23 protein-coding genes are annotated in these 25,750 nt (G+C 65.6%); 11 read left to right on the top strand and 12 right to left on the bottom strand.

The genetic code is table 11. The features are described from left to right. Positions 1-25: 25 nt before the first annotated feature. Positions 26-1,900, top strand: a complete 1,875-nt coding sequence (locus tag I7X12_RS06415; RefSeq protein ID WP_198063022.1) for a glycoside hydrolase family 5 protein — start codon at positions 26-28, stop codon at positions 1,898-1,900. A gap of 154 nt (positions 1,901-2,054) precedes the next feature. Then, the gene (locus I7X12_RS06410; RefSeq protein WP_198063021.1) at positions 2,055-2,618 is read left to right on the top strand and encodes a DoxX family protein; all 564 of its coding nucleotides are present in this window, start codon (positions 2,055-2,057) and stop codon (positions 2,616-2,618) included. A 289-nt stretch (positions 2,619-2,907) separates the two neighbouring features. Here I7X12_RS06410 and I7X12_RS06405 read toward each other — a convergent pair whose 3' ends face one another. After that, the gene (locus tag I7X12_RS06405; protein ID WP_198063020.1) at positions 2,908-4,644 is read right to left on the bottom strand and encodes a transposase; all 1,737 of its coding nucleotides are present in this window, start codon (positions 4,642-4,644) and stop codon (positions 2,908-2,910) included. Between the two features lie 306 nt (positions 4,645-4,950). On the opposite strand from I7X12_RS06405, the gene I7X12_RS06400 reads away from it, so the two are divergent. Then, the gene (locus tag I7X12_RS06400) at positions 4,951-5,415 is read left to right on the top strand and encodes a hypothetical protein (protein ID WP_198063019.1); all 465 of its coding nucleotides are present in this window, start codon (positions 4,951-4,953) and stop codon (positions 5,413-5,415) included. Between the two features lie 847 nt (positions 5,416-6,262). Here the strand turns inward: I7X12_RS06400 and I7X12_RS06395 are convergent. The 3 genes from I7X12_RS06395 to I7X12_RS06385 form a co-directional block, all read right to left on the bottom strand. After that, positions 6,263-6,865 (bottom strand): hypothetical protein, encoded by a 603-nt coding sequence (locus tag I7X12_RS06395; RefSeq protein ID WP_198063018.1) that lies wholly within the window; start codon positions 6,863-6,865, stop codon positions 6,263-6,265. After that, positions 6,855-7,181, bottom strand: a complete 327-nt coding sequence (locus I7X12_RS06390) for a hypothetical protein (protein WP_198063017.1) — start codon at positions 7,179-7,181, stop codon at positions 6,855-6,857. The genes I7X12_RS06395 and I7X12_RS06390 overlap by 11 nt, the downstream gene beginning before the upstream one ends. 363 nt (positions 7,182-7,544) lie before the next feature. Further along, positions 7,545-8,453 (bottom strand): serine/threonine-protein kinase RIO2, encoded by a 909-nt coding sequence (locus I7X12_RS06385; protein WP_198063016.1) that lies wholly within the window; start codon positions 8,451-8,453, stop codon positions 7,545-7,547. Between the two features lie 277 nt (positions 8,454-8,730). On the opposite strand from I7X12_RS06385, the gene I7X12_RS06380 reads away from it, so the two are divergent. Further along, positions 8,731-10,905: an ABC transporter substrate-binding protein gene (locus I7X12_RS06380; RefSeq protein ID WP_198063015.1), complete on the top strand. Its 2,175-nt coding sequence runs from the start codon at positions 8,731-8,733 to the stop codon at positions 10,903-10,905. Positions 10,906-11,086: 181 nt separating this feature from the next. Then, the gene (locus I7X12_RS06375) at positions 11,087-12,136 is read left to right on the top strand and encodes a TrmB family transcriptional regulator (protein ID WP_198063014.1); all 1,050 of its coding nucleotides are present in this window, start codon (positions 11,087-11,089) and stop codon (positions 12,134-12,136) included. Between the two features lie 32 nt (positions 12,137-12,168). Here the strand turns inward: I7X12_RS06375 and I7X12_RS06370 are convergent, their stop codons facing one another. Then, positions 12,169-12,552, bottom strand: coding sequence for a winged helix-turn-helix transcriptional regulator (locus tag I7X12_RS06370; RefSeq protein WP_198063013.1), 384 nt, complete (start codon positions 12,550-12,552; stop codon positions 12,169-12,171). Positions 12,553-12,865: 313 nt separating this feature from the next. On the opposite strand from I7X12_RS06370, the gene I7X12_RS06365 reads away from it, so the two are divergent. Next, positions 12,866-13,285, top strand: a complete 420-nt coding sequence (locus I7X12_RS06365; RefSeq protein WP_198063012.1) for a DoxX family protein — start codon at positions 12,866-12,868, stop codon at positions 13,283-13,285. Between the two features lie 67 nt (positions 13,286-13,352). Here the strand turns inward: I7X12_RS06365 and I7X12_RS06360 are convergent, their stop codons facing one another. Further along, on the bottom strand, positions 13,353-15,035 hold the full coding sequence (locus I7X12_RS06360; RefSeq protein WP_232343082.1) for an NADH-quinone oxidoreductase subunit D: 1,683 nt from the start codon (positions 15,033-15,035) through the stop codon (positions 13,353-13,355). A gap of 85 nt (positions 15,036-15,120) precedes the next feature. On the opposite strand from I7X12_RS06360, the gene I7X12_RS06355 reads away from it, so the two are divergent. The 4 genes from I7X12_RS06355 to I7X12_RS06340 all read left to right on the top strand — a co-directional run bounded on the left by I7X12_RS06355 (position 15,121) and on the right by I7X12_RS06340 (position 18,270). After that, positions 15,121-15,786, top strand: coding sequence for a helix-turn-helix domain-containing protein (locus tag I7X12_RS06355; RefSeq protein ID WP_198063011.1), 666 nt, complete (start codon positions 15,121-15,123; stop codon positions 15,784-15,786). 839 nt (positions 15,787-16,625) lie between these two features. Then, positions 16,626-16,832 carry a hypothetical protein gene (locus I7X12_RS06350; protein ID WP_198063010.1) on the top strand — a complete coding sequence of 69 codons (207 nt, stop codon included), beginning with the start codon at positions 16,626-16,628 and terminating at the stop codon, positions 16,830-16,832. 258 nt (positions 16,833-17,090) lie between these two features. Then, positions 17,091-17,420, top strand: a complete 330-nt coding sequence (locus I7X12_RS06345; protein ID WP_198063009.1) for a hypothetical protein — start codon at positions 17,091-17,093, stop codon at positions 17,418-17,420. A 40-nt stretch (positions 17,421-17,460) separates the two neighbouring features. After that, the gene (locus I7X12_RS06340) at positions 17,461-18,270 is read left to right on the top strand and encodes a lipoate--protein ligase family protein (protein ID WP_198063008.1); all 810 of its coding nucleotides are present in this window, start codon (positions 17,461-17,463) and stop codon (positions 18,268-18,270) included. A gap of 33 nt (positions 18,271-18,303) precedes the next feature. Here I7X12_RS06340 and I7X12_RS06335 read toward each other — a convergent pair whose 3' ends face one another. From I7X12_RS06335 to I7X12_RS06320, 4 genes are all read right to left on the bottom strand, one after another. Then, complete coding sequence (locus I7X12_RS06335; RefSeq protein WP_198063007.1) at positions 18,304-19,404, bottom strand: aminopeptidase; 1,101 nt, start codon at positions 19,402-19,404, stop codon at positions 18,304-18,306. A 170-nt stretch (positions 19,405-19,574) separates the two neighbouring features. Then, complete coding sequence (locus I7X12_RS06330; protein WP_232343081.1) at positions 19,575-20,369, bottom strand: class I SAM-dependent methyltransferase; 795 nt, start codon at positions 20,367-20,369, stop codon at positions 19,575-19,577. A gap of 636 nt (positions 20,370-21,005) precedes the next feature. Continuing rightward, positions 21,006-22,280, bottom strand: a complete 1,275-nt coding sequence (locus tag I7X12_RS06325; RefSeq protein WP_198063006.1) for a DUF6498-containing protein — start codon at positions 22,278-22,280, stop codon at positions 21,006-21,008. A gap of 81 nt (positions 22,281-22,361) precedes the next feature. Beyond that, positions 22,362-22,778: a DUF7522 family protein gene (locus I7X12_RS06320; protein ID WP_394355626.1), complete on the bottom strand. Its 417-nt coding sequence runs from the start codon at positions 22,776-22,778 to the stop codon at positions 22,362-22,364. A gap of 158 nt (positions 22,779-22,936) precedes the next feature. On the opposite strand from I7X12_RS06320, the gene I7X12_RS06315 reads away from it, so the two are divergent. Continuing rightward, positions 22,937-24,343 (top strand): hypothetical protein, encoded by a 1,407-nt coding sequence (locus tag I7X12_RS06315; protein WP_198063004.1) that lies wholly within the window; start codon positions 22,937-22,939, stop codon positions 24,341-24,343. 67 nt (positions 24,344-24,410) lie between these two features. Here the strand turns inward: I7X12_RS06315 and I7X12_RS06310 are convergent, their stop codons facing one another. Both I7X12_RS06310 and I7X12_RS06305 read right to left on the bottom strand, forming a co-directional pair. Continuing rightward, entirely contained in the window at positions 24,411-24,905 is a 495-nt protein-coding gene (locus tag I7X12_RS06310) for a hypothetical protein (RefSeq protein ID WP_198063003.1), read from the bottom strand. 145 nt (positions 24,906-25,050) lie between these two features. Beyond that, the gene (locus I7X12_RS06305; protein WP_198063002.1) at positions 25,051-25,638 is read right to left on the bottom strand and encodes a helix-turn-helix transcriptional regulator; all 588 of its coding nucleotides are present in this window, start codon (positions 25,636-25,638) and stop codon (positions 25,051-25,053) included. Between the last annotated feature and the right edge of the window lie 112 nt (positions 25,639-25,750).

Here is a 25,750-nt window from a genome sequence, read left to right as displayed (position 1 = left end):
ACCGCGAATCTCACTCCATCCTCAGATGTCACACGACCACACCAGCGAACGGACCGACGCATCGCCAGCCGACCGAACCGACGTAGCGACGGACGAGCGATCCACCGACGATCCGAGCGGCGACTCCTCGAACGGCTACGCCGACGGGATCGCCCGCCGGGTCGACGCCGTCTCCCGGCGCACGTTCCTGCGGACGGCCGCGGGCGCGGGCGCCGCGACGGCGCTCGGGCTGGGCATCACCGGCAACGCAGCCGCCGACGGTATCCCGACTCCGTGGCTCCACCGCGACGGCAACCTGATCCGCGACCCGAGCGACAACAAGGTGATCCTCCGGGGAGTGAACGTCCCCGACGCCAAACGGATGAACGCGAAGGAGTTCCGCCCGGACGCCGACGAGACGATCGCGCGGGCGACGAACGCCGAGGAGGGGTGGTACTCGCGGATCGTCCGTCTCCCGATCCAGCCCACCGACGTCGGCGGTCACGACACCGGCGGTATCCCGCCGGTTCCCGGGTTCAGCCAGTCACAGCTCGAATCGTACGTCCAGAACCACCTCCGGCCGGCCGTCGACACCTGCGCCGAGCACAACGTCTACTGCATCGTCGACTACCACCGCCACCGCGGCCAGGACGAGGCACACGCCTACGACAGCGAGGGCATCGACGAGGAGCTGCAGATGTTCTGGGAGACGGTGGCCCCGGAGTTCGCCGAGGACTCCAACGTCCTCTTCGAGGTGTACAACGAGCCGATCCACCCCTATCAGGGCCACTACGAGCCCAACGTCGACGTGGCGCCGACCGACGACGAGGCCATCGAGACGTGGAACACCTGGAAGGCGGCCGCCCAGCCGTGGGTCGACACCATCCGCGAGCACGCGCCGCGGAACCTGGTCCTGATCGGCTCGCCCCGGTGGAGTCAGTGGACCTACCAGGCACCGAAAAACGAGTTCGACGGCGACAACCTCGCCTACACCGGCCACGTCTACGGTCACCAGAACCTCCGGCCGCTCTCCGAGCACTTCGGGGAGCCGGCCGAGGAGGTACCGGTGTTCATGACGGAGTTCGGCTGGGGCGAGCACGGCGCGAACTACATCACCGGGACCGCCGACGACGAGGGCCAGGAGTTCCGCGAATTCTTCGCCGACTACGACGTCCACTGGCAGGTCTGGTGTTTCGACAGCAAGTGGCGGCCGGCGATGCTCGACCACGACTGGTCGGTCAAGCCCTACGGCGAGTTCTGGCGGGAGGAACTCGCGGCCCACCGCGACGAGGACGTGCCGGCCGGCGAGGTCGACACCGGGACGGACGACGACACCTCGACGGACACGGCGACGCCGACCGCGACGCCCACCCCGACGCCGACCCCCACGGACACGCCCACCGCCACGCCGACGCCCAGCGGGCCCACGTCGACGCCGACACCCACTGACACGCCGAATACGCCGACTGACACACCCGCGGGCGACGCCCTCGTGGTCAACGACTACGACGGCGACCCGGCGTGGTCGGCCAACCGTAACGATCTGGGCCAGTGGTGCGGGGCCGGGAGCTTCGCCAACGGTTCCGGCGAGGTCGAGGGCGACGCACTCGTGCTCGACTACGACAACGGCGGCTGGTATCAGGAGCAGATCAACCGCGACGTGTCGGGTTACTCGACGCTCGTTCTCTCGGTCGCCGGCGCGAACGGGGGCGAGGAGTCCGAGGTTCGCTTCAGCATGGGCGGCGCGTCGGGGATGCTCGCCGACGTGACCGACGATTCGATCGGCACCTCGGTCTCGGCGGTCGTGGTCGACATGGAGTCGGCGGGTGTCGACCGGACGTCCTCGTCGCTGTCGCTGCGGCTCAACTTCTGGCAGGGCGGCAGTAGCCGGCTGCGGATCGGCGGCGTCCGGCTCGAGTAGCCCACCAGTCAGCCTTTCGCGTCCGGCGCGGCCGACACCATCCGTGTTCACGGGCCACCGATTCTCACTCGCCGAGAACGGTTCTCACCGGCGAGGAATTGCCTTCCGGATATATACTCCGAACCGGCGTCTGTCCAGACAGAGGCCAACTACAATGTCGACGACCACCCCCGGAGTCAACGAGTTCGAGAGCAAGATCGGCGGTTTCACGGTCCACGGCAAGGCTCACAGCCTGTCGGCGTGGTTCGTGCTGGCGCTGCGGCTGATGATGGGCTACGCGTTCCTGTACTCGGGCGCGACGAAGGTCCTGGAGGGCGGGTTCACCGCTCAGGGCTACCTGGTCCACGCGGCCGGGACGAACGGCAACCCCCTCGAAAGCATGTTCGTCTGGATGGGGACGACCGACTGGTTCGTCGCCTTCGCGAACGTCGCCGTCCCGTGGGGCGAGGTCCTCATCGGGCTGGGCCTGCTCGTCGGCGCGCTGGTGCGCCTGGCGGCTCTGTTCGGCGCGCTCATGATGGCGATGTTCTACTTCGGGAACTGGGAGATCGCCCACGGGCTCATCAACGGCGACTTCGCCTACATGCTCGTGTTCCTCGCCGTCGCCGCCTTCGGCGCAGGTCGGATCGTCGGCCTCGACGCGCTCGTCGAGCGCTACGAGGTCGGTGGCGAGGCACTGGTCGAACGCTACCCGCGGCTGCGCTACGTCCTCGGCTGAGGCCGGGGCCGGGACGACCGCTCCACTGCTTTCGGGTATCGTAGCCGAGAGCCCCTTCGTCCGCAGCTTCTGTGAGCGCCCGACGACGACACATTTTTCGAACGGTTAAAAGCCTACAAACGAGTCTCGCAATAGCTGGATTTTCATCACCCAATCTCGCCCTGAAACAAGGACGACTAAGCGAAACGAATCCCAAATATCAGCTATCCGGTAATTAAATGAAGAAAATCAGCCGAACTGGACAGCGCTGCCGCTCACGATTTTCGGGCTCGGAACGCAGAAAGCCGTATTATCCGATGTCTCGCAGGAACTCACCGAGCGCTCGCACGAACGTCTTGGCCGTGATCACCGGCGGCGACCGAATATCCTCGTCCATCGCCACCTTGAGCAGGTAGTCGGTCAGCCGCCACAGGTTATAGATGAGCGAGGCGAGCACGAACTTGCAGAGGCGAATCCGGTAATCCTTCGACGACGTTTTCGGCAGGAAACCCTTCACGGACTTGAACTGGCTCTCGATGTCCCATCGACGATCATACGTGTTGCAGACTTTGTCGATCTCTTCCGGTTCGACACGGTCTCGATTCGTCACGAACACAGCGTAGTTCCCGTCCGCATCGTCACTCGTGGTCGGCGTGTACAGAAACTCCGCAGTGTGGTGGACCTCGCCATCCTGGCCGAACGGAACATCGTCCTTCACAGCTGCGTCCGCGTCATCGTGGGCTTCGATGTTCTTGATCGCCGTGTAGTCGTCTTCGTATTTCGGGACAGGCGACGTGTAAAGCAGGTCACGATCATCGATTTCAGCATAGACAGCGTTACTGTAGAAGCCGCGGTCCAACAGTACTTCATCGAAATCAACGAACCGCTCTGCCTTATCGAGAAGCCGCGCAACAATGTCGCCTTTCGAGTACGACGGCGACCCGTCTGGCTCCCACTTCGAGTTCTCCTTGACGGGCTCAACACCGAGGATTATCGGGGCGTTGTCGCCAACTAACGTGATTGTTGCGTACTTGTAGCCGCGCAAATATTCGTCATCCTTCTTGTAGCCACTGACCATCCGCGGGAACCCGGATTTCGGGGTTCCGGCGTCCTTGTCCTCCCACGGCCAGACGTGGTACTGCTCGTGCGTGATATCGATGGCCGCGATGGTTTTCCGGTCCTCGAACGGGTCATCCCCGCGAATCGAATTGATGACGTTCTCCGTCGCCGCATCGAACGACTCCATGAGGGCATCACGGATACGGTCAATCTTCGGCATCGCATCCGCCTCATCATAGTCCGAGAGTGAGGGCTGTGCATCGTCGTCTTCAGGTGTGGCAATCAGCTTGATCGCACGGAGGAACGTTTCATCATCGCAGGTCAGGTCATCGTCGGTGAGCCAGCCGTACTCGCCTTCGGAGTGAGCGCTGCCCTTGTTCGCGCAGATACGCGCGAACATATCGAGAATCGCTTCATCTGAGTAGGTCCGGTGGACCGCTCGTCCGGTCTCGAATTCCGGAAGGACGTGCCTACGAGCGAGCCTAATCAGCTTGGTCGCCTTCTGCTTCTGGTATTCTTTGTCAGTCTGAACGTCGTCCTCGTCCGCTTCCTCGTCAGGAAGAACCGGGACAAGCGCCTCGGAAATAACGTTGTGCTCGACAGCGGCTTGCCCGATGCCTTCTGCAGCGGCCTCGATGATCTTCTGTGTGTCGTCACTGAAATTGCACCAGGCATACGAGAGGTCCTGCTGTGACGGGGCCGCATCCAGGCTATTCACATCGAATTCGACACTCTTGATCAGGTTCGAGCGGGTGCTGAGTTGCTCAGCGAACTCGTTTTGGGAAAATCCGCGAATCCGCATGAAGAGATGGGATTTAACCATCTCTTCGGTTTCGAAATCTGCCTTGGTCTGGTCACGCTCGTCAGTCAGGGAGGCAACGGGTATTGAAAGTTGTTTAATAACGTCCCACAGGTGGTCCTCGTGCTGGCAGAGCGACTCTGCGTGCACAACGATGGACTCAGCGACTGCGGGATCGTCACGTACCACGAGCGGTTACTCCTGGTGACCCACCTTGTCATCAGTCTGTGGCGTGCTTCGAACTGTCCGAGACATGGGCTGATATGAGACAGGCCGAAGTAGTTCAGTTCGAACCATATTCAATGGGGTGTTGCTTCCGAATCGTTCCACCACATACTACGAAATAGGCGGTTTTGAAGGGTTTAGAATGGCGTAAGCGAAATTCTAGATGATTTCCGAAACTCTGGTTCTGGTCGCTCTTCGAGTTCAACCTAAACCATTAGTTTATGTCGAACCACATGATTCATGGTAGCACTGGTACAAACGAGGTGAATAGTGGCTGATCGCAATGATGCAGGGGGAGAGGCGGGTGCACCCTCCCCCGATGAGTTCGATGAAATTGAGATAGAACGTATCGGAGAGTTCCTCTCGAAGAAAGGTGGAGTGATGCTATTAGCCGAGTTGCAGGCCGAACCGAAGCGATTCGTGGTGCTACGAGAGGACCTGAAAATCAGTTCAGCAACGATTCGAAACCGCCTGGAAGACGCCAAAGAACTCGGATTAGTGTCGGACGAGCCGGATTATAATAGTCAGGGGCAGAAGCGCCACCCGCTAACCGCAAAAGGCCAGGTCATCGCGGACGAGTTGCAGCTGACGGACCTTGCCCGTATTCAGAAGCAGATTTGGAAATTAGAAGCCGAATTTGAGGACCATCTTGAGGAATTCGAGGCGACACTCGCGCAGAAAACGACGGAGCTGAACGATGAATTCCAGCGTGAGGTGACTAAGAGATACAGTTAACGGGCAGCCTATTTCCGACGAATGAGGGTATCATGAACACTTCACAAGGAGTTAGTTTCATATTGGATTGCGGTGAACTGATAGCTGAGTATATCTGCGTATACTTTAGATTCTCACCTGCGGAATAATTCGGTAGTTACTGGTTCGATATTAGCCGGAAAGCAACAGAAAAATACGAGCGGAAATTGCATGACCTCTCATGTCACGAACCCGATGGTCAAACGTCAGTTTCGATGGAAGGACCACACAAACGGCCGTGGTTCGTGCCTGGCTCGAAGAAGAGCAGCAGAAGCCCCACTCCCCGAAGTTCGATATTCAATCAAACACGGACAGGTTCGAAGCGGAAGCGCGACTTCTCGCACACAAGCCTGGCGCTGCGCGTAGTTTGCTATCACTCGACTATTGCTGGATGAAATGTCACGTTCCGATTGATACGCTTGCAGACACGTATACGATATTCGGCCCGCCGGGAGACCGACCGACGATTGAGGAAGCGGTATCACAGTTCCAGGAGAAGAAGTTAGGATTCAGTGAAGAAGGCCGTGAGAAAATTCGAGAACTTAGAGACAATGCGGAGAGTATGCCGGGCCGGTTCGTGATCGCCCACCGATCACGGCCATTTTCTCAGGGGAGCCCTTATCTATTGGATGGTAATCATCGTGCTCTCGCACTGCATTATCGGCAAGTGATGGGAGAAACGATTGAACCACAACGGGCGGTTGTCGGATACCCGGGAATCTGCGGGAACCGAACAGCAAGACTTCGTCGTTGGATTCACGAGAAACTCGATCGATTGTAGTGTGTTGCATAATCTTCTGTGTTGAGCGTTATAGCACTTGGTAAGCTTTCAAGGTGGGAGAATATCGTCATCAAGGAACTCGGAACAATCCACAGGAATACTAGCCCACGCGTTCTTGACGACTTCGTATCCAGTCCACCCTTCCGTCCGGATCATCTCACCTGTTGCCTCGCAGAACTCTGCCTTCGAAATGAGCTCGTTGTCGAAGAGAACGTAGAGCAGATACGGCGGACCCACAACGTCAATATCGTATCCGTGGTCGTCAACCAGTTGCCTGATCGACCGGCGTGCGGCTCCATCGAGCAGCGAGACGACCTGATATGAGTCACCGTGTTCGGAAAGCTCCTGCTTCAGCGATTCTTCACCCGCGTCTGGCCCGTGTGGCCGGGGAACGACAGTCACGCATGACCACGACGAGGAATCGTCGTCTACGTGATCGAGCACGCGCTTGCTGCCTTCTTTCAGATACTGTTCACGGCTTCCTTCCGGCGCGTACGCGTTCGAGGTGACGTGGTTCTGGAGTTCGTGCTTGCAGACGTTCGTGGTTGTGAGAGCGAGCGACTCCGCCAGAACGTCCCACTGGTCGGTGTTCGCAACGGCAATCAGGGAACTCGTATCGGCCAAGAGCGGGTGGCGAGGGTCACTCGCCATCGCTATCAGCAAGGAATGTTGAGGTGTCCCGCTCCATTGCCGACTCGAATGCGTTTTTCTCCGCTTCCATCTGGTCGATTTTCTCACCGAGGAGAACCCGAGCCACGTCTTCATCGATCTCATCACGGCTGTATCGTTCGTAGACTGCGATCTCGTCTTGTTCGTCCAGAGACCGGCGGAGCATCTCAATTAACCCGGTCCGGGCAAGCTCGCTCACATTGACGCCGCCGATATGAATCTCATCAAGGAGCTCCGCAGCCTCTTTTTCGGCCCCGGCACGGAACTGAATCGTTTTATCGTAGCTTGAACCGCTCATAGAGAAGCGTTCGCCGCGCAGGGAGTTATATGTTATGACGTGTAAGGACTTGGTAGTACATCTCTTTTCGGTGTCTCAGTCACGCGAGTTTCATCCCAATATGTGATCGGCGTCGATCCTCTATACAGTATCACAGTATTCTGACTAATGAGGGGCCTGACCGGGCTATCGGACTTCTCTGAGCCGGTGATGACTTAGATATTGTTGGGCGGTTGGTGCTTTGTAGATTTCTACATTCGGAACTTGTGACGACGACGCCGAGTCGATTTGGTATCGCGAGATATGGTTTACGGGTAGGAAACGGCAACAGGTTTCTGTCGCTTTTGAACGGTCTAAAATGGACGAACCGGCGGCGAACGGTCCTTATTCGGCGAATTCGGCGGCCGACTCGAACGAGTCGTCGGCTAGCGCCGCCGCGAGGCCGGGCACGTCGATCTCGTCGACGTGGCTGGGGTACTTGCGGGCGAAGTAGCCCACCAGATTCTCCACGTCGCGTTCGAGGAGTTCGCGGGCGTTCTCGTGGTCGGTGGGGACGGCCTGGGGCCAGTCGAAGACGACGACGCCCGCTTCGGTGACGAAGACGTTGTACTCGCTCATGTCGGCGTGGACGTACCCCTCGGCGTAGGCGGTCGCCATCTCCGCGAGGATCAGCTCCATGACGGGGACCACTTGCGCGTCGGTGAGCTTCGTCCGCGAGAGCTCGACGCCGTCGACCTTCTCCATGACGAGCGCGTGACGGTTGTGGTCGACGGGTTGGGGAACGGACACGTCGGGGTACAGCGCTTCGAGGGCGTCGTACTCGCGCTCGGCGGCTTTGCGCGCGGTGTATTGCCAGGAGACGTGGTCCCGATCGGCGGTGTAGTCGCGCTCTTTCATCACTTCGCGGAAGTTGGTGTAGCCCTCGCGGTGGTACTTCAACGCCAGGGGGCGATAGGAACGCACCTCGTACACGTCGCTCTCCTTGCCGACGCCGAGGGGGGCACCGACGCCGTCGAAGGTCTCCCGCTCGGCGAACGTGTGCAGCGCGAGCGCGTCGTAGCCTTCGAAAGTGAGCTTGAAGCCCTCGTACTGGATCGTCTTGCGTTCGACCAGCCCGCGGTCCTCACAGCGGTCCAGCCTGTAGTCCACGTCCTCGGCCGACAGGCGGGTGTACTCGGGCAACTTCTCGCGGTCGACGTACTCCGAGAAGCGCATCCCCTGTTCGACCCCCGAGAGCAGATAGAAGTCCTCGGGTTCGAGGTCGGCTATCACGGATGCCACGTTCTGGACCATCACCCGCCCGTACTCCGTCGATAGGGAAAAGCCCGACGCGTCGGCCACGATCGGCCGATAAATCACATACCGCGATATCGAATCGCTCGCCCATCGACCCGAACGAACGGGCCAACGGCACGTCGACCGCTCGTTCGCGGTAGCCGGAACCGAAACCCGGTGTGCGGAATCGCCGTTTTTCAGGCTCGAACGCTCGGACGAGCGGGGTGAAAACATCCCGAAAAAAGATTTCTTCCAGAAATTATTTCAAGGGGTGGCCCACAGTAGGGCACGAATCATGGTAGTTAATCACGAGGGTAACGAGGCGGACGGCGAGTCGGCGGGCGGTGTCTCGCGTCGCCGGTACGCACAGGTGATCGCGGGGCTGGGCGCGGCTGGATTGGCCGGCTGTCCGAGCGAGGGCGGCTCGACGGCGACGCCGGCGGGATCGAGCGACGACACGGTGGAGCCGATCGAGCCGGACGATACGGTGAGTGACGGAGCGGAGAGTACGGCGACGCCGACGGCGACGGCGACCGACCGCGAGCCCGTGGTCGATACCATCGCCTACGCGCACGCCAACTCGCCGGACGTGTTCGACTGGAACCCGTGGACGCCCCAGGACAACACCGCTGGGGACCTCTGGATGTCCGACCTGCACGGGCTCCGCAACGTCCACACCACGAACCTGTCCTACAGTGGGACGACGATCCCCACACCGCACAAGCCCGACCACGAGGAGATCGAGATCATGACGTGGATCTCGGGCACCGAGGTCGAGCCGCCACACGACTGGTACGACCACCACGACGATCGGTCGGCCTACTGGTCGGGTGACGCTCACGACGCGGTCGCCCGCGAGAAACACAACCACGTCGAGTTCTTCCAGGCGGGGAACAAGTTCTCCGAGGAAGCCACGTTCAACCAGCGCGCCGAGGACCAGTGGACGCTCCACCAGTGGACGGACAAGGGGACGGTCCCCGAGCAGGACCCGGACCCGACGGCGAGCAACATCCTGTCGACGTACGCGGGGCCGGTCGACGGTGACCCGCCGCTGCACCCGTCGTTCACCGAGCCGTACCTGGAGCAGTACCGCGACGCCGGTTCGCGCGACCGGGCCACGTCGGTCACCGACGAGCTGAAGAGCGACCGCGTCTCACTCGACCGTATCGCGTTGGCCGGCGGGACCGACGAGTACCTCGCCGGGACGGGACCGTACCGGCTGGAGTCGATGGACGACGTGGGATCCGAGCGGATGGTTCTCCATCTCGACCCCGACCACCCCAACGCCGAGCACACCAACGTCGAGAAGCTCGCGATCTACTGGGCCGAGGGCGATCGCGCGCAGACCCTGCAGACCGAAGGCGTGCTGGACGTGAACGTGGGGGACGTGTCGCCCGGCGCGTCGTTGAACCGCGAGGTACTGCCCGACTACATGCAGGAGTTCACCCGCTGGCTGCGTGCGACCGGCGGTGACATGTGGAAGTTCAACTGGAACAACCCCCACCTCCAGAACCTCTGGGTTCGCCGCGCGCTCGTCGAGGCGGTCGACTGGAACGCCGTCTCGGCCAACGGCTGGGGACAGGGCGGCGCACAGCCGCTCGCAAACGACACCTTCCTGCTCGACGCCCAGTCGGAGGCGATATTCTCTCAGGAGTTCCTCGATAGCCTGCACACGTACTCGCGAGGGTCGAACGTGGAGACGGCCACGGAGTACATGAACCGTGCGGGGTACACGAAACAGGGTGGCCAGTGGGTCGACCCGTCTGGCAACGCCGCGTCGATCGATCTGTTCGCCACGTCGACGATCCCCGAGCACGTGCAGGCGGCTCAGACGATCCGGGCGAACCTGGCCAACTGGGGCTTCGGCGTCAACTTCTCCACGCAGGGGTGGTCGACGTGGTCGAACAACCTCGACCCCAACGGCGGGCTGAACTACGAGTCGTCGCTGTACTGGCACGGCGACCCCTACGTGTTCCAATATTATCACGACCGCGGCGCGTGGTGGGACGAGGCGCTCGTCGCCGGGAGTCCCACCGCTCCGGACCCGTTCGACGCCAAGCCCGAGGACACCGTCGACACACAGGGGAAACCGATCGTCCAGCAGATCCCCGACGAACCCGGTGCCTTCGAGGCCCCCGACGAGGCCGGGAAAGCGCCGGATCTCGACGGCGCCACCGAAGTCAACCTCGTCGAGACGGTCAACGCGATCCGACAGCCGGGCAACAGCGAGGCCGAGCGCCAGCAGCTGTATCGCACCTGCGCGAAGTACTACAACTTCTACGTTCCCCACTTCCCGTTCCACCAGTACATGCAGGGGTCGTTCGGTAACGTTCGCGACTTCGACTGGCCCGGCCCCTCGGCACGGGCGTTCGACTACGAGCATTCGTTCGGCATCGAGAACGTGCTCGTGCTCGGCGGCATCGCACAGGCCAGCTACGACACCGAGTTCGAACCGCCGGAGGAGGGATAGCCGTGTAGGGACACCGCCGTCGTCGGCCGGTGGCATCGCCGCAGTACTGCTCCCAACTCCTTGTCACGGGGTTTCCGGCGACCGCGACGCCACGCATCGCTCCCACTCGTGGTGTCGCGGTGGCCGGTCGAACTCCCGCCGAACGTCACACAGATTAGTCGCGAGCGTGATATCGACACAAATGGACACCGACGACGCGGCGTTGCGCGAACAGTTGCGGGTGTTCGGGCTCTCGGACAACGAGATCAACACGTATCTGGCGCTGCTGGGGCTGGGGGAGGCGACGACCAGCACTGTCGCCGAAGAGGCGGGCGTCACCCGGCGGACGGTGTACAACATCGCCGAGCGCCTCGAGGGGCGGGGGCTGGTGCGAGTCAACGACCACGTCTCGCCGACGACGATCCGCGCGCTCGCGCCACGGGAGGCGATGGCCGACATCTCCGAGCGTATCGACGCCATGACGCCCGGACTGGAGGAGCGCTTCACCGAGACCAGGCCTCGAACCTCGGAGATCGAGATGGCCAAATCACGGCGGAAGGCGCTCAAGAACCTGCGTGAGGACATCGAGAGCGCCGAGTCGGAGGTGCTCGTCTCCGTGCCGGCCGACGTAGTCCCCGAGATCGAGACCCAACTCCGGGCGGCCCGCGAGCGCGGGGCGCTCGTGCTCTTGCTGGTCGCCGAGGTCGAGAACATCGACGCGGCGGCCGAGCGGTACGCGGGGCTCGCGACGGTCGTGCGCTGTTGGGGCGACGAGATGGCGTTCGTCTACGCGGTCGACGACGAGCGGGCGACGATCGGCAGTCCCGACGTGTTCGACGGCGCGTACTTCGAGGAGGGCGTCGTCTGGGTCTCCGAGTGGGGGCTGACCGGTGCGGTCATCGCCACGTTCCTCGGTGCCTACTGGCCGTTCCCGTGGGAGGTCCACGTCGCCGACCCGGTCGAACTGCCGGCGACGTTCGAGTGGTTCCGCAAAGCGACCTTCACCGCCATCCGCCACCGACGGACGGGCACCGAACTGCGTGCCGAGGTCGAGACCGAGGCCGGCGAGCGCGTCGTCGGCCGCGTCAACGACGTGCGTCAGGCGCTGGTCGACCCCGCGACCAACCAGTTCACGCTGGAGAACGGCCTCGTCCTCGACACCGACGAGGGAACCGTCAGCGTCGGCGCGTCCGGCGGCTACCTCGAAGACTACCGGGGCACGTCCGTCCGACTCCGTCCGGTCGAGGAGTGAAAACCTGCGAGAACGCGTCCGCCGTCGTCAGGCTACTCGCCGGCGACGGCCTCGACGGCCGCCATCGCCTCGGCCTCGTCGGCGTCCTCGCAGAGCCACTCGTCGGCCCACCCCTCGATGGCCTCGAAGACCGGGCAGAGCGATTCGCCTTTCGCCGTCAGCGAGTAGAACGTCGCGACTGGGGCGTCCTCCTCGAGTCGGCGGTCGACCAGGTCGAGTTCCTGCAGGTCGTCGAGCACGCGCGAGAGCGTGCGCGAACTCGCACCGGTCGAGCGCTTGAGTTCGTTGAATCGCTTCTCACCGTCCTGGAGGTCGTACAGCACGACCAGCCGCCACTGGGAGCCGATCTGTTCGAGCGAGTCGACCACCGGACAGGCCTCGGGGTTCGCCGCCTCGGAGTTCGCGTTCGTCGCCATGTATCGCTTCGTACCACGCCCACCTACTTAGGCGGTTCGTTCACGAACCCGATATCACTAACACACCTGATTGCGAGGTGCGACTCGGATCCGCTCCTCCGACACCCTCGACCGCGACCGGTCGCTCGTAGTCACCACCTCGGGCACGGCGACACCGACCACGCCCGGTAACACCCGCGTCTCCCGGTGACACGAGTGTCAGATAAAATATATTTGTGCAGGTGTCGTACGTGTGTTCGATGTCAGAGGCACGCGTACCCGACGGTAGTACGGACGACGAGTACGGCGCGACTCGAACGGGGGTGACGGCCTGATGGTCGTCGAGTCGGCCGCCGGCGAGGTGGTCTTTCTGGTGGCGCGAGTGCTGTTCGGCGGCGTCCTCGCGTTCATGGGGATCAATCACTTCTCGGGCGTCGAGGGGATGGCCGGCTACGCCGAGATGAAGGGTCTCCCCGCGCCGGCGTTCTCGGTGGTCGCTTCGGGGGCCATGCTCGTCCTGGGCGGGGCCGGCGTCGCCCTCGGTGTCGCGCCGGTGCTGTCTGCCGGGGCGCTCGCGACCTTCCTGCTGGTCTCGGCGGTGACGATGCACGACTTCTGGGCGGTGCCCGAGGACCAGACGCAAGACGAGATGACCGGCTTCCTGAAGAACGTCGCGCTGGCGGGCGCAGCCCTCGGCTTCCTGGCGGTCGGTGGGCAGGCCTGGCCCTACGCGGTCGGCGTCGGACTCTTTTAGAACGCTCGTCAGGCGGTCCCGATCGATGGTCGAAACGGTCGTCCGGAGCGGCCGCCGGGCGCTCGCTTCAGCGGTCCACGTCGCCCATGATAGGGTCGAGGCTCCCGATGGTGGCGATGAGGTCGGCGACGTACTCGCCGCGGGCGGCCTCCTCCAGCGCCGAGAGGTTCGAGAAGGAAGGGCCGCGGATCTTGAAGCGGGCGGGCTCGTCCGTACCGTCGCTCCGGATGTAGATGCCGAGTTCGCCCTTGGCGGATTCGACGGCGCGGTAGATCTCCGTATCGGGGTCGGGCCGTAGCGTCCGGGGGACGTTCGCCTGGACGGTTCGTTCGGCCTCGGGCCACCCTTCGAGCAGGTCGACGCACTGTTCGATGATCCGGGCGGACTGCTCTATCTCGCGCAGGCGCACGAGCACGCGCGCGTAATTGTCGCCCCCGTCTTCCGTGACTACGTCCCAGTCGAGTTCGGGGTAGTAGCCGTAGGGGTCGTCGCGGCGCAAGTCGTAGTCGACGCCCGACCCGCGGGCGACCGGGCCGGTACAGCCGTAGGCCCTGACCGTCTCCGCGGATAGCTCGCCGGTTTCGACCGTGCGGATCTGGAAGATCTCGTTGCTGGTCAGGAGGTCGTGGTACTCGGCGAGTCGCTCGGGCAGGTCGTCGACGAACTCGCGGATCTCGGCGAAAAAGTCCGAGCGGGGGTCGGGGAGGTCCCACGCCACCCCGCCGAGTCGGAAGTAGTTGAACATCAGGCGCTGGCCCGTTAGATCCTCCAGAATCGACTGGATGCGTTCTCGCTCCTTGATGGCGTACATGAACGAGGCGGTGAACTCGCCGATCACGTCCAGCGCGTAGGTGCCGACCGCGAGGAAGTGGCCGAGCAGCCGCGACAGTTCGGCGCTCATCGTCCGAATGACCTGGGCGTACTCGGGCACCTCGATGTCGGCGAGAGCCTCGGCGACGCGGGCGTAGGCCCACTCGTTGCAGAGGCCGGCGCCGCTCCAGTCCCACCGGTCGGGGTAGGGCATGATCTGGTGGCGGTAGGTGCCCTGCTGGCACATCTGTTCCTCGCAGCGGTGGATGTAGCCGATGTCGGGCGTCACCTCGGCGACGTTTTCACCGTCGAGCGTGGCGCCCACGCGGAGCACGCCGTGAGTCGCCGGGTGATGTGGCCCGAGGTTGAGGTACATGGTGTCGCCGTCGCGATGGTCCTCGGCCAGCGGGTTCTCGTGTTCGCGGAAGGGCACGATCTGCGGTTCTTCGCCGCTGAAATCCGGATCGAGCGGATGCCCCTGCCAGGTCTCGGGCAGGAGGATCCGCCGCAGGTCGGGGTGGTCCTCGTACTCGATGCCGACCAGATCGTAGGCCTCCCGTTCGTGCCAGTCCGCGGTCGGGTACACCGGTGCCGCGCTCTCCTGTGTGGGGTCGGCGGCGGGGGTCGGGACGACCACCGAGAGTTCGCGCTGGGCGTGGTCGTAGCTGCGGAGGTGGTAGATCGACTCGTAGCGATCGCCGTAAGCCTGGCCGGTGACGCAGGCGCAGTGGTCGAACCCCGCCCGCTCGCGCAGCGCCGACAGTGTCGCCTGCACGCGGTCCGCGCGGACGACGAGCGCGGGCGCGTTCAGATGCTCCTCGGTGTCGGTGACGGCGTCGTCGGGAACGACCGCGAGCGCGGCGTCCAGCGGCGAGTCGGCGTCCGAAACGGGTGTGGCGCTTTCGGGCGGCTCGCCCACCTGTCGCTGCCGTTGGTCCATACGCGCCGTTGGCGCGGTCGGACAATCGCCGTTGGGCCTCACGAGTGGGTAGGGTTTAAGACAGTACGGTGAAACCGATCGTCCGATGCGGTACTTGCGCGTCGCGGTCCACCAGGAACCGGCGGTGCGACACCCGATGCACCAGTTCGTCGTCCAGCGGGAGGGATACAGCGTCTCGCGGCTGCTCCAGTACAACACGGCGCTGGACGACGAGCCGGCCTTCCTCTTCCACGTCGACGGCGACCCCGAGCCCTACGAGCCGACCCTCGACGAGGTCGAACACGTCTCGACCTACGAGATATCCCGGTGTCCCGACGACACGTTCTACCTCTACGTGCGCGAGCGGATCCCGGACCACAGTCAGGACTTCGTCGCCGCGTTCACTCAGCCGGGGCTGGTCGGTCTGATGCCCATCGAGTACCGCGCCGACGGGACGGTCCGACTCACTGCGGTGGGACCGGCCGAGATGCTCCAGACCGCCGTCGACGAGATACCCGAGGGGATGGACGTCGACGTGCTGGAGGTCGGCGAGTACGACGCACGCCGGCTGGACGCCGGCGGGGACCTGACCGACCGGCAGTTCGAGGCCGTCCTCGCCGCGGTCGACTGCGGCTACTACGAGACCCCCAGCGAGGGCAGCGTCGAAGAGGTGGGCGACCGCCTCGACTGCGCGCCCGGCACCGCCGCCGAACTGCTCCGGCGCGCCGAGCGCTCCGTTATGACGAACGTCGTCTCGACGGGGCCATTCTGAGTCGTCGTCCGTCGTTCGGTTCGATGTGCTAGTCGAGTAGTGGTTTCTGGTGGATGAGTTGTGAAAGGAAGTCGATCGACAGCGACCGCACTCGACAACAGGCGGTGAAAGCCCTCGGCGCGCTCGCTCACGGCTCCCTTCGGTCGCCGTTCGCGTGTCGAGGCGCTGCGCGCCTCGCACCGCGCGGATAGTGCCCGCTCAGGCGACTGTACAAGCGCGAGCGGGCGGTCGGCTCCGCCGACCGCCACAGTCCGTGGCGGCTACGCCGCCACGCGCACCTCGCCCGTTCAGTCCGCCGGAAGACTCACTGCGTTCGTCTTCCGAGCCTCGGCTCACTCCGTTCGCCGAGACGCCAGGGACCGCAACCGCACAGCACCGCCACCGTACCGCGCCAGCGACCGCCACCGTACCGCGCCAGCGACCGCAGACAACCACGAGCCTCCCCAGCCGATTCGCTCCTGTCGTCGCTCATCCCTCGCGCGGTGCCGTCGCGCGCATGAAAGCGCGCGACAGCACGCGCCGACCGCACCGCTACGCGCCTGCGCTCGTTCGCTCATCCCTCGCACGGCTTCGACTCGCGGCCTCACTGTCGTTCGGCACGCTCGACAGCGCGCGCCAACCGCAATCGCTCACTCTATCACCTCTACTGACCACTGCCGCCCCGGTGGCCGACATTTATAAACTTCGGCTGACAGTTCCCGCCACCGATGAACCGAGCGACGCCGATCGAGGCACACGGGCGGCGCGACTGGGCAGTTCGCGCGTTCGGACGCGCGATCGCCAGACTGTTCGCCGCGCTGACGGTCACGTTTTCGCTATACTTGTCTTTCGACTCCCGGATGGTAGCGGCCGCAATGCCGGTGTCACTGCTGGAGCCGGGGTTCGAAGCAGAGTGGGCCCGCATGTTCGGCTTCGACGTGACCCAGACCGTCCTCTTCCGGTTCCCCGACTTTCTCGTCTCGCGGCTGACGAGTCCGCTGGTCGTCGGGCCGTTCGTCGTCGCCGGCATCATGACGCTCGCGCTGGACGCCCGCGCCCGGGCCTGACGAACGCGACCGGTTTTCTGACACCCTGCCAACCCCGGATGTGAGTCTGGCCGACCGGGACTGACGGCTGATCGCCGAGGAGTCTCGTTCGGGGCCGCTGGAGATGGCGCTTGCCGAGGAGCCGGCGTCTCTGTTTCACGTCGACGGCGGCCCCGAACCCTGCCAGCCGATCCTCGGCGGTCATGACGAACGTCGCTTCCACCGGACCGTTCTGACGGGAGATGAACACTTATCCTGCGGGCGGCCGTCGACTCGCACATGCGACACCAGCTGCCCGGCGCGCGAGCGGGCACGGCGGACCCCCGTCGCTGGTACCTCCGCGCGTACGGCAGAGCCGTCGGCGCCGTCCTGCTGGCGCTGTCGATCCTGTTCGCCGTCTTCCTCCGCGTCGGTCCCGACCCGGTGTGGCCGAACCCGGCGGGGACGCCCGAGGCGCTCGCGGCCCGCTACGGGTTCGTCGTCGTCCAGCCGTACCAGTCCCAGTTCCTCGAGTTCCTCGTCTCGCGGCTGACGAGTCCGCTGGTCGGCGGACCGCTGCTCGCCGCCGGCGTCGTGACGCTCGCGCTGGTCGCTCGCAATCGAGCCTGACGAACGCAACCGATTTGCTGGCGCTGTCCGTACTTCGCCCATGAGTCTGGCCGACTGGGACTGGCGGCTGATCACCGAGGAGTCCCGACCGGGGCCGCTGAACATGGCGCTGGACGAGGTGGCCGCCGAGTCGGCCGCCGAGGACGGGACCCGGACGCTGCGAGTCTACCGCTGGGCGCCCAGCACGCTCTCGCTGGGGTATCACCAGGACCCCGAAACCATCGACTGGGACTTTTGCGAGCGCGAGGGGATCACGGTCACTCGCCGTCCCACCGGCGGCGGCGCCATCTACCACGACGACTTCGGCGACATCTCCTACTCCGTCGTCGCGCCGGCCGAGGAACTCCCCGGCGACCTGATGGAATCGTACGAACTGCTCTGCGAACCGCTGCTCGATGCCCTCGAGGGTATGGGTATCGACGCCCGGTTCGCCGACGAGGAGCGGCCCGCCATCTACGAGCCGGCGTGTTACCTGCGGGCGCTCCACCCCGCTCACGACGTGGTCGCCGGCGACGGCCGGAAGATCTCCGGTAACGCCCAGTACCGCCGGAAGGACGCCGTCGTCCAGCACGGGTCGATCACGTTCGCGCCGAGGACCGAGCGTCATCTGTCCTGTTTCGCCGACCCCGACGCGACTACCGAGGAGTTCGACGAGCGAGTGACGAGCGTCCGCGAGCAGTCCGGGATCGACCGCGAGGCGGCAGTCGCGGAACTCGAATCGTCGCTCCGGTCGTGGGTTAGTTCCCACGAAGGCACGTGGTCGGACCGGGAGCTCGCGCAGGCGCGCGAGCGAGCGCGTGAGAAGTTCGAGAATCCGGAGTGGACGCGCGACGGCGACGACCCGCTGTGATGGCGGCGGGCCGGTAACGCGGGCCGAGGTGCGTTACGCCTCGAAGCCGTCCTCGAACCGGAAGGTCCCGTCCTCCTGCACGCGCTCGCCGTCGACCTCGATGTAGGAGTCCTCGCTCATGTCGACGATCATGTCCATGTGCATCGCCGAGTCGTTCCCCTCGACGTCACCGTCGTCGGGGACGTTCTCGTCGATAGTCCGACCCAAGGCCATGTGGACGGTGTCGCCCATCTTCTCGTCGAACAGCATGTTGTACGTGAACCGATCGATGTCGCGGTTCATGCCGATACCCAGCTCGCCCAGGCGGCGGGCACCGGGGTCGGTGTCCAGCACCGCGGCGAGCACGTCCTCGTTTTTGCCCGCCGAGGAGTCGACGACCTCGCCGTCCTCGAAGACCAGCCGCACGTCCTCGACCTCGCGACCCTGGGCCATCAGCGGCATGTCGAACAGCACTTCGCCCTCGACGGAGTCGGGGACCGGCGCGGTGAACACCTCGCCGCCGGGGAGGTTCTTCTCGGCGTAGTCGTTGACGGGGTTCATCCCCGAGACGGACATGGTCACGTCGGTGGTGTCGCCGGAGACGATACGGACCTCGTCGGCGCCCTCCAAGATCTCGATCATGTTTGCCTGGAACGCCCGCTGTTCGTCCCAGTCTTTGGTGACGGCGTCGTAGACGAAGTCCTCGTAGGCTTCCGTGCTCATCTCGGCGGCCTGGGCGTTGCCCGTGGCGGGGTACTGCGTGGCGACCCAGCGCTTGTCCGTGTAGGCGTCCTGAATCGGCTTCATGATCTGCGCGTAGGCGGCGTTCTTCTCGGGCGGCACGTCGCCCGTCTCGTGGGTGTTGGTCGCCGCTCGGACGCCGACGGCGGCGTCGATCTCCTCGACCATCGCCACGAGCGACGCCGGCGGTTCGTCGTAGTCCTCCGGGTCCATCGCCCGTTTGAACGCCCGCTGGGCGCGAGCGCTTCCCCCGAGCGAGACGCTGTGAGCCCCTCGCTCGGCGATGCGCTCTTCCAGGGCGACGACCAGGTCCTCGGCCACCGCGGGGGCGGAGATCAACACCTCGTCGCCGGCCTGCAGGTCGATCGAGTGGTCGACGACGACGTCCGCTTGGTCTTCGACTCGGGGATCCATATCGACGAGTGGGGCGCCGGCCCGTTAACGGTTCCCCGAGCGGTCCGTCCGCGACGAGACGACGCGCGGCGGGCCAACGAGTCGGAGGGCTTTCACCGCTCACCGTCGAGTGCGTCCGAGGCCGCTCGCTTCGGGTCGAGACCGACGGAACAGAGCTCGGCGGCCACCTCTCAGACGCGGCCGACGGTGACGAAGAAGGGGACCGTCTCGGTGCGGACGTACGCCTCGTCGCTCATCTGGTCGACCACGTCGCGGCCCATCGCGCGCCAGGACGCGCGCAGGTCGTCGTACTCCCGTTCGGAGGTCTCGCCGGAGAGGATCGTCTCGCGGTCGTCGGCTAGCCCCTCGCCGGTCACTTTCTTCCGGGCGGCCTCGACGGCGGCCTCGGAGTACGGCGGTGCCACCACCCGTTCGTGGTCGTACCGGCGGGTCGACACCACGTCCAGCCCCGCCGCCTCGAACACCTCGCGAGCGTCGGCGCCCAGCGTCACGTCGGTCTCGACGCCATCGAGAAACCGGTCGCGGGCCCGGCGGGCCAGCGGCGCCTCGGCGTCGACGGTCGAGTCGACGGAGACGGCGCCGTTGTCGGGCTCGACCGCGGCGACCAGATCCGAGGAGGCACGGGCGAACGCCTCGACCGCGCCGACGGGGTCGGGGAGGTTGATGAGCAGCGCCTGACAGACGACGAGGTCGACGGCGTCGGCGACGAAGGGGAGACGCGTCGCGTCGGCGCGGACGACCGGGGCGACCTCGCTCGCGGCGGCGAGCAGCCGCGGGTCCACGTCGGCGCCGACGACTTCGGCGCCGCTCTCCTCGGCGAGGACGCGAGTGAGTTCGCCCGTCCCGCAGCCCACGTCGAGCACCCGCTCACGACTGTCGAGATCGAGGTCCGACAGGGCTGCGCGGGAGTCGTCCCACATCCCCTCGCGGGTGGTCTCCAGGTAGTCGGCGCTAAACTCTCGCACTGAGGTTCGTTCGACACCGCGGCCGCATAGGCGCGTCGGTCGACGACGTTCGCGTATGGACCGCACTCGACGGCAGGCGACGAACGCCCTCGGCGCGCTCGCTAGCAGTAATCGGTACCGCACTCGACGGCAGGCGACGAACGCCCTCGCCCCGCTCGCGCTCGCTGAGTCGGATATCCGCGCTCTCCGCACCGTCCGCGCGGATAGTGCCGACTCAGACGACTGAACGAGCGCGAGCAGGGCGGTCGGCTCCGCCGACCGCCGCAAGCCGTGGCGGCTTCGCCGCCACGCGCGCCTCGCCCGTTCAGTCCACCAGACCGCACCCGCACAGCACCGCAGACGGCCTCACGCCTCCCCAACCGATTCGCTCGTTCGCTCCACTCACTCGCTCATCCCTCGCGCGACTGTTTCGAGCGGCCCGCCGGGAGGCGGGCACGCTCACGGGTCGCTTCGCTCCCCGTTCGCATCGAGGTCTCCCTCCGGTCGACCTCGCACCGCTCGACAGCACGCGCCAACCGCGCCGCTCACCGCAACCGCGCCGCTCACCGCAACCGCGCCGCTCACCGACGGGCGAGGTCGAGACTTCGAGAAGGAGCGGACCGACCGTTCTCGGTGGGGAATCGGGTCGGAAACGGTTCAGTCCGCCGCGGCCGGTTCCTCGACGTCGCGTTCGTAGAGCCAGCCGACGCCGAGCGCGTCGGCGATTGCCTTCGGGTCGTCGACGTGGGGGGCCGTCAGCGACCCGGGCGTGTCGTCGTGCTCGACCTCGTCGGGGTCGGGGACGGTAAACTGCAGCTCCGGAGTCCGGTCGCCGCGGTCGAACTCGACGCTCTCGGTGTCGAAGATCCGGTCGACGCGGTCGGTCTCGACGACGACGCTTTTCACCTCGTCGCGCTCGATCCGCGCCTGCGGTTCGTCGAACAGCGTGTCGTAGGCGACGAGGACGCCGTCGTACCCGCGGTACTCCAGCGGGCCGTAGCGGAGGTAGCGAGTGATCGTCCGGAGCGTCCCGAACGCGAAGACGACGGCGAGGGGGACTGCCGCCAGTCGCAGCGCGAAGACGGCGAGGAACGCGGCGACAGCGTAGCAGACGACGACGGTGCTGGTCAGGGTGTAGACGACGCCGCGGTAGAGGGCGTCGGCGACTGCGATCGTCCGCGGAGGCTGTGCGCGGACGACCGGGTCGCCGTCGGGTTCGACGACCGGTTCGGGTTCGATCTCGGTCTCCTTGCTGCCGTAGAGTCGGTAGAAGACGCCCCGTCTGTCGGGGTCGCGCTCGACCTGGATCGTCCGGAGGTCGTAGACGAGCTTGCCGGCGACGACCAGGGCGAGCACGACGCCGCTGTCGAGGCCGAACGGGCCGACGACGAACAGGAGCGTCCCGACGCCGAAGACGTACTTGAACGGGGCCAGTATCACGGACCGCGGGGAGTGGTCGCGGTAGCCGCCGTCGCGGAAGTAGTCCGTGGCGGTCTCGACGCCCCGAGCGGCGAAGACACCGACGCCACCGAGCAGTATCTGGCCGGTGGTCTCGGTCGTGATCGTCGGCTCGGCGAGCGCGAACAGGAGGACGGCGGCCCCGAGCTCGATCGGCGCGAGGAGGACGACGAGCGTGAGGAGCGTCGGCAGGTTCCGGAGATACACCGGCGGGAACGGTCCGGGGAGGTCGATCCCGCAGCGCTTGGCTTGGAGCGCGCCCAGCAGCCGGTGGTCGTCGATCGCGTTGTTCGGGCGCTTGGCGGCGAAGGGGACTTTCACCGCCGCCCAGCACAGCACGGCCGCGAGTTCGAGGACGAACACGCCGAGGAGGACGGTCGTCGACCACCCGAACGCCAGGACGCCGACGGGGGCCACTGCGTTCGAGGCGACCACCGCGAGCGGCCCCGGGCGGCCGACGGAGGGGACTCGCATACGTGGGTGTCGCCGGTCGTCCAGTTCAGGGTCCCGATCTCTCGACGGTCGACCGCCCGCTCGCGCTCGACCGAGTCGGCCTCAGTTCTCGTCCAGTAGTCCGGTGACAGCCGTGGCCGCGTCCTCGAAACCGTTGACGTCCATGCTGTCCGTCGTGAAGAGGACGCCGACGTCGCCGTGGATGACCCGGACGACGAACCCGTCCTCGTGGAACCGGACGGTAAACTCGTAGGGGCCGATGTCCGACCCGCCCTCCCTGCGTGCGATCGCCGTCCGGATCGGTCCCTCCGCGAAACCGGTGCGTTCGAACTCGACCAGCTGTGACTTGGCCGTTCTGGCATCGTCGGTCGACCCGTAGAGGTCCTGGCGCGTGTACAGGATATCGAACGCCGAAGGGGTGAAGTACACGACGCTTCGGAGCTCGTCACCGAGGCTCGTTCGGACAGCGCTCACGATACTGTCGCTCGACTCTCGACCGATGTCCGTTTTGTGTGTCATTGTCACCACTGCCCCTCCACTAGGCGTTCAGTCCTATCAACAATTTCGGTGGGGGTGACGGAAGGTGCCAGTGCGCGCTCGTGGGCGCACTAGCGGAACCGTGGTCGTCGACTGTGGAGTCAAGCATTTGTACGGTCCGCGAATAGCGGGGACAACGAATGGGAGCGGACGAACCGGAGTTCGACCGTGGGGTGACGCTGTTCGAGCAGGTCCGGGAGTACCTGGAGTGGTACCCGACCGCCGACGTGGACGCGCTGGTCGTCGGTGGTGGCGTTCAGGGCCTCGTGCTCCTCGACGAACTCGTCGGTCGGGGGTACGCCGCGGCGCTCGTCTCGAACAGGCCGCTGGGCGCCGGCCAGACCTTCGACTGGCCGGGCGTCCTCGCCAAGGGGTACCTGAACCCCGACCGCGGCCGTCGCGCGGCCGTCGACGAGCGGTGGCTGCCGTTCGCAGAGGACGCCCGCGTCCCCGTCGAGGGCGGCGAGTGGTACGTCGCTTCGACGGACTACCCCTATCGCCATCTCACCGACCAGTGGGACGAGGCCGGCTACGAGTACGACGAACGGGGAGTCGAGGGGCTCCACGATGTCTATCGCGAGGGGACCGTCTTCGCGAAGGGGAGCGGCGAGCACGTGGCGGCGGTCGACGAGTACGTGATCGACCGCGAGGCGCTCGTCCGCACGCTGGCCGCCGACCACGCCGAGCGCATCGTCGTCGGCGACGTCATCGACGCGGCGTTCGCGGGCGCCGACTCGGCCGGCCAGCCCGCGCTGGAGCGACTCACGGTCGAGACCCGTCGGGGTCTCACCCTGCGAGTCGACCCCGACTACCTCGTCGCCGCGACGGGGACCGGCACGCACCGGTTCGTCGACTCGCTGGTCGGGGGCGAGTCGTTCCGTGAGGCCGGCGGCGACGCCGACGCGGTCCGGTCGTCGCTGGCGCCGGTGACCTACCGCAACCAGCTCGTCCTCGCGGTGCGCGGGCCGGCCGAGCACCTCCCTGCGGTCGGGGCGTACCTCCCGCACAAGGGGATGACCGTCGTCCCGCGGCGCCACCGCCACCGCGAGGCCAACTACGTCACCTGGTACGTCACGAACGACACCGCCGCCGAGGACGTCGACCCCGAGGACACCACCGACGAGGCGATGGGCACGCTCGACCCCGAGAAGGTCGAGGTCGGCTACAACAAGCTGTTCGAACTCGTCCCGGCCGTCAAAGAGCGCGCCGCGGGCGAGGCCGACCTGTCGTTCTACGCCTACGCGACACTCCAGCAGCGGGTCGACGACGAGGCCGTCCCCCACGCCGAACCGCTCGGCGGGCTCGAAAACGTCGGCGTCGCGCTGCCGTCGTGTGCGGCGGGCGTCTGGCGGGCGACCGACGACGCCCTCGGTTACGTCGCTGAGGCGGTCGACCCGAGCGGCCCGGCCGACGGCGTCCCGACCGGTGGCGATCCACCGTACGGGCAACTCGCCGACGACCGCCCGGGCGCACGTTGGCTGGACTGGAAAGCGCTGGGCGTCAGGTACCCGCGCGTGCAGAACCGGCCCGACGCCGTCGAGCGGTAACGTGGGGGAACGGCCGTCGCCGGGATCGGCGACGGCGGTGGTGCGGAGCTATCCGGTCGTCCGTTCGTCAGTTCGCGGAGCGGTCGCCGTCGACGAGTGTGACGTTGTCGCCGTCGACGAGTGTGACGTTGTCGCCGTCGACGGTCTGACTGACGACCTCGCTGTCGTCGACCAGTACGCCGTCTTCGACGTGCACCGACGCCTCGCCGAGGTCGGCGACGACGATCGTCTCGGGGCCGCCGTCGGATGCGCTCGCGTCCATGTGGACGCGGTCGTTCGGATCGACCCCGCTGACGGTCAGGGTCACCGTTCCGTCCTCGAAGCGGTCGGCCAGCGAGGCGACGGCGTCGTCGGCCCCGTCGAGGAGCGAGCGGGTCCGCTCGCGCTCGTCGACGGTCAGTTCGCCGTCGGGGTCGAGGATCTCGACGGTGATCTCGTGGGTGTCGTCGTGGTGCTGTGCTATCGGTCGATCGGGCGTCCCGAGGTCCGCCGCGGCGACGGAGGCGCCGCCGAGGGTGAGCGCCGCGACGCAGAGGGACGCGATCAGGGTCTTGCGTTTCATCTGTCTGTTCGCGTGACGCGTGGGTCATCGCCGGAGGACTCCGGCGCGACACCGCGCCACGGCGAGTACACGTTGCCTGAAAGACCGGATATATCCCCGTTGGAAACGCCCGAAATCGCCGTTCGAACGCCGTTTCGGTCGTATCTTACCGGAGGTAGACGACGTTTCCCATGCCGCGTCGCCTGCGTTCGAGGAGGTCTTTGCTCTCCAGGGTGTCGAGCGTGCGGCTGACCGTCGCCTTGGAGAAGTCCGTCCCGGCGACGATCTCCGTCTGCGGGAGGACACCGTCGGCGTCGAGCACGGTCTCGTAGACGGCCCGTTCGTTGGTCGAGAGTCGCTTCGCGGTCTCCTCGATCTCCTCCCGGCGCGTCTCGACCAGGTCGTCGCTCGGTTCGGGTCCGGACGACCGCTCGGGAGCGGTCGAATCGGTGGCGGCCGAACCGTTCCCGTCGGGCGACGTGGTCGCGGCGCTGGCCGCCGACCCGACCGCGTCGGGGGTCGAACTGTCGCCGACGAGGAGGTACGTGCCGCTCGCGCCCAGTAGCGCGGCGGCGGCGGCGACGACCGCGACGTCCTCGGTGGTGAAATACGTCCCGAGTTCGGAGACGGTCGTCCCGTTCTCGCCGACGGAGACGACGACCGGGGAGGGGGTGATGAGCTGCACTGCGAGGACCACCGCGGCGGCGACGAACGCCACCGCCGCGGCGAGTTGGCGTCGCTGGAGGGGCGGCATACGTTCCCGGCCATCCTCCGCGGTCCCCTAATGCCATCGGTTCGTTTCTCCGCGGAACGGCGGTGAAACGTCGACGAAACGCGTTTCGAAGCGCTTTCACCCGAACGCTGAT

Origin of the sequence: Halosimplex litoreum (assembly GCF_016065055.1) — an archaeon.
Taxonomy (GTDB): domain Archaea; phylum Halobacteriota; class Halobacteria; order Halobacteriales; family Haloarculaceae; genus Halosimplex; species Halosimplex litoreum.
Note: the sequence above shows the minus strand (reverse complement) of the source record. Positions and strands in the feature narration are given on the sequence as shown.

What these genes read in the sequence shown, in the direction of transcription:
- I7X12_RS06415 (WP_198063022.1), top strand. Translation starts at nt 26, where the DNA reads ATGTCACACGACCACACCAGCGAACGGACCGACGCATCGCCAGCCGAC.
- I7X12_RS06410 (WP_198063021.1), top strand. Translation starts at nt 2,055, where the DNA reads ATGTCGACGACCACCCCCGGAGTCAACGAGTTCGAGAGCAAGATCGGC.
- I7X12_RS06395 (WP_198063018.1), bottom strand. Translation starts at nt 6,865, where the DNA reads ATGGCGAGTGACCCTCGCCACCCGCTCTTGGCCGATACGAGTTCCCTG.
- I7X12_RS06390 (WP_198063017.1), bottom strand. Translation starts at nt 7,181, where the DNA reads ATGAGCGGTTCAAGCTACGATAAAACGATTCAGTTCCGTGCCGGGGCC.
- I7X12_RS06385 (WP_198063016.1), bottom strand. Translation starts at nt 8,453, where the DNA reads ATGGTCCAGAACGTGGCATCCGTGATAGCCGACCTCGAACCCGAGGAC.
- I7X12_RS06380 (WP_198063015.1), top strand. Translation starts at nt 8,731, where the DNA reads ATGGTAGTTAATCACGAGGGTAACGAGGCGGACGGCGAGTCGGCGGGC.
- I7X12_RS06375 (WP_198063014.1), top strand. Translation starts at nt 11,087, where the DNA reads ATGGACACCGACGACGCGGCGTTGCGCGAACAGTTGCGGGTGTTCGGG.
- I7X12_RS06370 (WP_198063013.1), bottom strand. Translation starts at nt 12,552, where the DNA reads ATGGCGACGAACGCGAACTCCGAGGCGGCGAACCCCGAGGCCTGTCCG.
- I7X12_RS06365 (WP_198063012.1), top strand. Translation starts at nt 12,866, where the DNA reads ATGGTCGTCGAGTCGGCCGCCGGCGAGGTGGTCTTTCTGGTGGCGCGA.
- I7X12_RS06360 (WP_232343082.1), bottom strand. Translation starts at nt 15,035, where the DNA reads ATGGACCAACGGCAGCGACAGGTGGGCGAGCCGCCCGAAAGCGCCACA.
- I7X12_RS06355 (WP_198063011.1), top strand. Translation starts at nt 15,121, where the DNA reads ATGCGGTACTTGCGCGTCGCGGTCCACCAGGAACCGGCGGTGCGACAC.
- I7X12_RS06350 (WP_198063010.1), top strand. Translation starts at nt 16,626, where the DNA reads ATGGTAGCGGCCGCAATGCCGGTGTCACTGCTGGAGCCGGGGTTCGAA.
- I7X12_RS06345 (WP_198063009.1), top strand. Translation starts at nt 17,091, where the DNA reads ATGCGACACCAGCTGCCCGGCGCGCGAGCGGGCACGGCGGACCCCCGT.
- I7X12_RS06340 (WP_198063008.1), top strand. Translation starts at nt 17,461, where the DNA reads ATGAGTCTGGCCGACTGGGACTGGCGGCTGATCACCGAGGAGTCCCGA.
- I7X12_RS06335 (WP_198063007.1), bottom strand. Translation starts at nt 19,404, where the DNA reads ATGGATCCCCGAGTCGAAGACCAAGCGGACGTCGTCGTCGACCACTCG.
- I7X12_RS06325 (WP_198063006.1), bottom strand. Translation starts at nt 22,280, where the DNA reads ATGCGAGTCCCCTCCGTCGGCCGCCCGGGGCCGCTCGCGGTGGTCGCC.
- I7X12_RS06320 (WP_394355626.1), bottom strand. Translation starts at nt 22,778, where the DNA reads ATGACACACAAAACGGACATCGGTCGAGAGTCGAGCGACAGTATCGTG.
- I7X12_RS06315 (WP_198063004.1), top strand. Translation starts at nt 22,937, where the DNA reads ATGGGAGCGGACGAACCGGAGTTCGACCGTGGGGTGACGCTGTTCGAG.
- I7X12_RS06310 (WP_198063003.1), bottom strand. Translation starts at nt 24,905, where the DNA reads ATGAAACGCAAGACCCTGATCGCGTCCCTCTGCGTCGCGGCGCTCACC.
- I7X12_RS06305 (WP_198063002.1), bottom strand. Translation starts at nt 25,638, where the DNA reads ATGCCGCCCCTCCAGCGACGCCAACTCGCCGCGGCGGTGGCGTTCGTC.